This window comes from Allobosea sp. 01N443 (assembly GCF_056399325.1).
In genome coordinates, this window is record NZ_JBFTRC010000323.1 from 1 (window position 1) to 5,928 (window position 5,928).

The following is a 5,928-nucleotide window of genomic DNA, read 5'->3' on the forward strand; positions in this document are numbered from 1 at the left end:
GTCGTCCATAGCAACATCATTGCCGTGATAATGCCGTCGCGCCCGAACATCGTCGAAAACCACGGAATGCCAGCATAGGGGTAAACTCCGTCGGCGCTCCGKGTCATGAGCGTGTAAAGATCCGATGTCGAGCGATAGATAAGATCTGAAAAGAGTGTATTCGTAGACTCTACCTTGGCAATATTGGAAGTCAGAGCGCGCAGGTCTCGGCGAGCGTCCTGGTAGGCCTTGGCAAAGCCCTGAGGTGGGGCGCCGGGGGCGTCCTCTCCGGAACGAATGTCTCGATTGGGTGCGTCAAGCACGTCGCAGGCGATGGCGATAAGGAGCGACGTTCGCTCGCCTGGCTTGAGCGAAAATTGAAATGACGCAAAGTCCCTGGTCAATTGAACAGGTTCAGGCTCGAATCGAAGAACGGTTCTGCGCACCCTGTCGTCGAGGCCGCGATAGAGGAAACGCGCAATCTGCGAAGACATGAGGACGTCGACTTCGCCGCGATGCGCGCGTTTCATACCCCTGACTTCGAAGAGATCCCGGAAATCTGCCGCGAAAGACAAGGAAATCTTGAAATCGTGCGGAACACGGTCGAAATTGCGCAATCCGACACGCTCATAGCAAACGGAGTTCCAGAGAAATTTTGTCCGCTCGATGGCGATCGCATCGCGCGGAATGATGGTCGTGCCATCATTCCGGGCAATCTCAGGATTGGCCAGATCGACGGTCAAGGAAGCATTGTCGTCCTGGATGACCGAGCTGAGAAGGAGTGGACGCTTGCCTTCGAAGAAGAGTTGCAGCCGCGAAAGGTGCCTGGTGTCGTTGCAGAATAGCCCCTCCGACGTGTCGGGGGTGATGCCCAGGTCGCCATAGCTGTCGAGAACAGCGAACGCATCGCCCGCCTTCAGTGTGCGCAATGGGCGCTCTACGAGCGACGGGTGGGCATCGAGGGCGTGCTCGGCCAGTTGTTCCTGCAGAGGCGGGATCTGGCGCTCGCCTGCGGCGACGCTGTGCTCATTCATCCCACTGCTCCTCCTCGCTGGAGATCAGGCAGGTCCGTGCGGATTGGGTCATGGTTCTGCGTCTATTCTGCGGCCCTTCGGGTGTGCCCTGGCGAACGCAGCAGGTGATCGAAGGCGTCGAGATAGTCGGTCGCCATCCGGGCGGCGGTGAAATGGCCTTCGAAATACCGCCGGACCTGGAAGCGATCCATGGCAACGCTATGCTTTGCAGCGGCAACGGCTTCAGCGATGGAGTCGACGAGGATCCCGGATACGCCATCCCTTACGACTTCAGGCACGGAACCGTTGCGCCAAGCGATAACCGGCGTTCCCGCCGCCATCGCTTCGATCATCACAAGCCCGAACGGCTCTGGCCAATCGATCGGAAACAGAAGGGCACAGGCTCCGCCGAGGAACGCAGATTTCTGCGCCTCGTCGATTTCCCCGATGAACTCGATTGAGGGATGATCGAGCAGCGGCAAGATTCGGGTCCTGAAATACTCCTCATCAACCGGATCGACCTTCGCCGCGATCTTGAGCGGCATGCCGGCACGCTTGGCGATCTCGATCGCCCGATCCGGTCGCTTCTCCGGCGTGATGCGCCCGAGGAAGGCCAGATACGCCCCTCCCCGCGCGTCGAACGGGCAAAGGCCCGGACCCAATCCGTGATGGACGGTCGCCAGCCAATTCGCAGTTGCCGGCATCGGTTTCCGTTGGCAATCGGAAATCGATATCAGCGGCATCTGGGGGAAGGCCTCATAGACCGGGAGAAAATCGGGCAGGTCCAAGCGGCCATGCAGCGTCGTCACGCATTTGTGCGCGAGATCCGTGAACAAGGCATGCTGCAGCAGATCGAGATGGAAATGAATAATGTCGAAGGAAGCCGCACGCGCCCGGACCTTCGCAAGCATCGCAAGATGGCTCGCGGTGTGATCGCGAATGCCCGCAAGTCGCAAGCCCTGCGGTGCGCAAGCGACAAGCTCGGCGGACGTCGTTGAATCGGCCGATGCGAACAGAGTGACCTGATGTCCTTGCCGAACGAGCTCTTCGGTGAGCCAGGACGCGACCCGCTCCGTCCCGCCATACAGTCTCGGCGGAACCGACTCGGCCAGCGGTGCAACTTGCGCAATCCGCATCCGATTTCTCCAAACGCCGCTGACGCCTGCCGGGACGGCGAGCTAGCAACTCCGGTCGGGCGGAAAAGTTCGGACGCCTTGACCGCCGGCAGCCTGCCCGGCCTGGATCCGGGGGACCGTTTCCGGCATTGCCATCACCATCAGGATAAGCGCGACCAGCCCCACTGCGGACAGCACGGCAAAGGCAACGCTGTATCCGGCCCAGACCACGAGACTGCCGGCAAACACATAGCTCGACGCACCGCCAATGCCCTGAATCGTGCCGATGATCCCGCGAGCCATATTGTAACGACCGCTGCCACGGACGGCACCATAAAGAATAAGCGGGAGAAAAACTTCGAACATACCTGCGGATGATCGCCGCGGACGTCACGGCCGTCTCGAAGCCCTTGGCCTCCAAGGCAAGCTTCTGGCTCGCAAGGGCCAGCATCGGCGCATTGGCGAAATGGAACAATGCAGCTCCGATCGCGAGCACCGCAAAGGGCCGCTCGGCAAACAGCCGTCGCCATGCATAGGGACCGCCCCGGTCGCGGCTCGGTCCTTCGAGACCGCGGGCCAATCGATGGTCGATCGCGCTCGCGGGAATCGAAAGCGCGGCAATCGTCGCCAATCCTGCGAACAGCGGAAGCATGTAGAAGACGCCGCGTTGCCCGAAATGGGTGCCGATCAGCGCAGCAAGTGCAGCAATGAACACATTGCCGATGCGGTCATACGCGGCATTGCGCCCAAGTTGCCGGGCAATGCCGCGCGGCCCGAACATTCCCACCGTGATCGCCGCAATCGTCGGTGCAAAGACGGCCCCCAGCAGCGCCATGCTGACGTCCGCGACGAAGACAACGGCGAGTGTCGGGACCGTCRCAATGGCAGCGCCCAGCGTCGCCAGGGCCCAGGCCCCGCCGACTATGAGGGCCCGCTTGGCCCGCGTGGCATCGATCAAGGCGCCGATCGGGGCGTGAAAGGCAATGCCGATCAGCCCGCTTACGGTCAGGAGCGCCCCGATCGTCGCTTGATCCCACCCGACATCCGTCAGGAGGAACACGTTGACATAGGGCCCAAGGCCCCCACGCAAATCCGCCAACAGGAAGTTCAACCAGTCCAGGCTGAGCCGATGCGACACTGAAACCTCGCCGTGGTTTCCCACCCAGATGTCGATGACTGCGTCGTCCACAGGGCGCCCCCCGGCGGCGCTGCGGTTTGAAGCGATATGCCGAAGCCGGCAGAGGGAGCCTTGGAGAGATGCCCAACGCTCCTTACCGCCAGTGTGCCAGGCCGCTGCCGCGATTGCAGACGTGTTGTCCGCGCGTTTCGCCCTGTGCACGCCGTGCTACAGGAGGCTGGTAGCCACCATTCCAATGGCGGTGACGGCCATCACAGCGGTCGAAAGCCAACCAAAGAAGGTCAGTCCACGGCCGATCGTTTGTACGCCCATCACCCGTGGCTGGGTTGCCATCACCATCATCAGCACCATGATCGGAACGGCCACGATGCCGTTGATGACGGCGCTCCAGTAGAGCGCCTTGATCGGATTGATCGGCGTCAGATTCAACGCCACTCCGCAAAGGGTTGCCACCGCAATTGTGACGTAGAACGCCTTCGCATGCTTCGGCTTGCGATCGAGCCCCGTCGGCCAGCGCAGCGTTTCGCCGACGGCATAGGCTGCTGATCCGCCGAGAACGGGGACGGCCAACAGGCCGGTCCCAACAATGCCAAGCGCGAAAAGTCCTTCGGCAAAGACGCCAGCGACGGGTTTCAATGCTTCCGCAGCTTGCGAAGAGCTTTCAATGTCCGTCACGCCATTGGCATGCAGCGTGGCTGCGGCCGTGACCATGATTGCCAGCGCGATGACATTCGAAAATCCCATACCCACAAAAGTATCGAGCCGTATGCGCGCCTTGGCGTCATCGGCTTGCCGGGGCGCCTCCTTGAGCGGTTCGCGCTTCGGATTCGCCATGATATCCTCGACCTCCTGGGAGGCCTGCCAAAAGAACAGATAAGGGCTGATCGTCGTGCCCAGTATCGCGACGATTGCAGTCAAATAATCAGCCCTTAAAGATATGCTTGGAAGTATAAGACTCCGCCCCAATTCCAACCAATCGATCTTTACAAAAAACAGGGTTCCGACATAAGCGAAAAGGGCGATCGTCAGCCATTTCAACACACTGACATAACGTTTGTATTCCAGTAGAACCTGCATAAGGATGCAAGCAATTCCAAATATAATGACATAGACGAGCTGCGGACCAGCCACGAGCAGGCGCAAGGCATCTGCCATCGCACCGATGTCCGCTCCAATATTGATGATGTTTGCAACAAGAAGCAGGGTTACGCCGCCATAGACCAGCCAATCGGGATAATGCCGACGCAGATTTCCTGCGATCCCATGTCCTGTGGTGCGTCCCAGCCGGGCACTGATGATTTGAATGGCACTCATCAAAGGATAGGAAAAGACGAGCGTCCAGGTCGTCATATAGCCGAACTGCGCCCCGGTCTGGGAATAGGTCGCGATCCCGCTTGGATCGTCATCAGATGCGCCAGTGATCAGCCCGGGGCCCAGAACATGCAGGAGCCGCGGCTTGCTGGGCTCCACGACAGGCCTGCGAAATCCATGCGCGTCAGCCATTGTCGTCCGGCTCCTGCGGCCTTTCCTCCATAAGTGGCGAGATGCCGCGATGTTCCCAATAATCTGCCGGAGACTTACGCGACGATCGGATTGCAGCCAGAGATCGTTCCCGATCTGAGGTCATCCATGTGGGGATGACCGCGCCAAATGGTTCCTGGCGTGTCCGGCTAAGCCGAAGGCGCGTTGAACCGACAATCCGCGCGCCAGGGCCAAGATTCCCGACAAGCATTGTCGCCGCGCGGCGAGCGTTGCCCTGCTAGATGTGGAGCGTCAACAGGTTGTCCTCGTCGAGAGCGAGTCTGCTGATGGGGGTATTGGCCTGGATCCCGCCGTGGGGGCGATGCCAGTTGTAATGATGGAGCCAGCGCGGCAGCTCTTCGGCTCTGCGATCTGAGTGGGGATAGGGTCTGGCATAGGCCCATTCGCGKAGCGCCGTCTGGATGAAGCGTTCGGCCTTGCCGTTGGTCCTGGGSGTGTAGGGCCTGGTCCTGATCTGGCGCAGGCCGAGCTCGCGGCAGGCGTGGCGGAAGGCATGGGCTTTGTAGCAGGGGCCGTTGTCGGTCATGACGCGCGCGACGGAGACGCCGAGGCCTTTGTAATAGGCGACGGCGGCCCTGAGGAAGGCGACCGCGCTGAGCGCCGTCTCGTCCGGCTTGATCTCGACGAAGGCGAGCCGGGAGGCATCGTCGATGCAGACATGGGCGAACTCCCAGCCCGCCCCGACGCTGCGGCCGGCGCTGCGATCCCCGGTGACGCGATGCCCCGGCTCCCTGAACCGGTTGAGCTTCTTGATGTCGAGATGGATCAGTTCGCCSGGGCGAGCGCGCTCGTAGCGGCGCGCCGGCTCGGCCGGGTCGAGGTCGCGCATCCGGCTCAGCCGCGCYCGYCGCAGGATCCGGCTCACCGTGGCCGGCGAGACCTGAGCCTGCTTGGCGATGGCCTKGCCGCTCAGCCGCTGGCGCCGCAGYGCGATGATCTGCTCGACCTGGCCTGCCGGCGTCGGGCGATGCAGCCGGCGCGGACGCGACGAGCGGTCCGCCAGCCCGGCCATGCCCTCGGCGGCGAAGCGGGCGATCCATTTATGGACGGTCTTGAGGCTGACGCGGGCCGCCTTGGCGATCACGCCAGAGGCCGTGCCTGCCGCCGCCATGCGCACGATCCGCTCTCGACCCAACTGCGT

5 protein-coding genes and 1 pseudogene are annotated in these 5,928 nt (G+C 61.8%); all 6 read right to left on the reverse strand.

The annotated features are described in order from the left end of the window. The coding region (locus AC1DRP_RS35595; protein WP_476771020.1) for a glycogen debranching N-terminal domain-containing protein at positions 1-1,013 on the reverse strand (1,013 nt) is incomplete at its 3' end. Between the two features lie 62 nt (positions 1,014-1,075). Further along, the gene (locus AC1DRP_RS35600; RefSeq protein WP_441507755.1) at positions 1,076-2,128 is read right to left on the reverse strand and encodes a glycosyltransferase family 4 protein; all 1,053 of its coding nucleotides are present in this window, start codon (positions 2,126-2,128) and stop codon (positions 1,076-1,078) included. Between the two features lie 42 nt (positions 2,129-2,170). Next, positions 2,171-2,473, reverse strand: a complete 303-nt coding sequence (locus AC1DRP_RS35605) for a hypothetical protein (protein ID WP_476771021.1) — start codon at positions 2,471-2,473, stop codon at positions 2,171-2,173. A 94-nt stretch (positions 2,474-2,567) separates the two neighbouring features. Next, positions 2,568-3,446: pseudogene (locus AC1DRP_RS35610) on the reverse strand (MFS transporter); the annotation flags it as partial. 6 nt (positions 3,447-3,452) lie between these two features. Then, the gene (locus tag AC1DRP_RS35615) at positions 3,453-4,748 is read right to left on the reverse strand and encodes an NRAMP family divalent metal transporter (protein ID WP_441491013.1); all 1,296 of its coding nucleotides are present in this window, start codon (positions 4,746-4,748) and stop codon (positions 3,453-3,455) included. Positions 4,749-5,004: 256 nt separating this feature from the next. Then, the coding region (locus AC1DRP_RS35620; RefSeq protein WP_476771022.1) for an IS481 family transposase at positions 5,005-5,928 on the reverse strand (924 nt) is incomplete at its 5' end.

Coding starts and splice junctions, on each gene's coding strand:
- AC1DRP_RS35605 (WP_476771021.1), bottom strand. CDS start 2,473: ATGTTCGAAGTTTTTCTCCCGCTTATTCTTTATGGTGCCGTCCGTGGC.
- AC1DRP_RS35615 (WP_441491013.1), bottom strand. CDS start 4,748: ATGGCTGACGCGCATGGATTTCGCAGGCCTGTCGTGGAGCCCAGCAAG.
- AC1DRP_RS35600 (WP_441507755.1), bottom strand. CDS start 2,128: ATGCGGATTGCGCAAGTTGCACCGCTGGCCGAGTCGGTTCCGCCGAGA.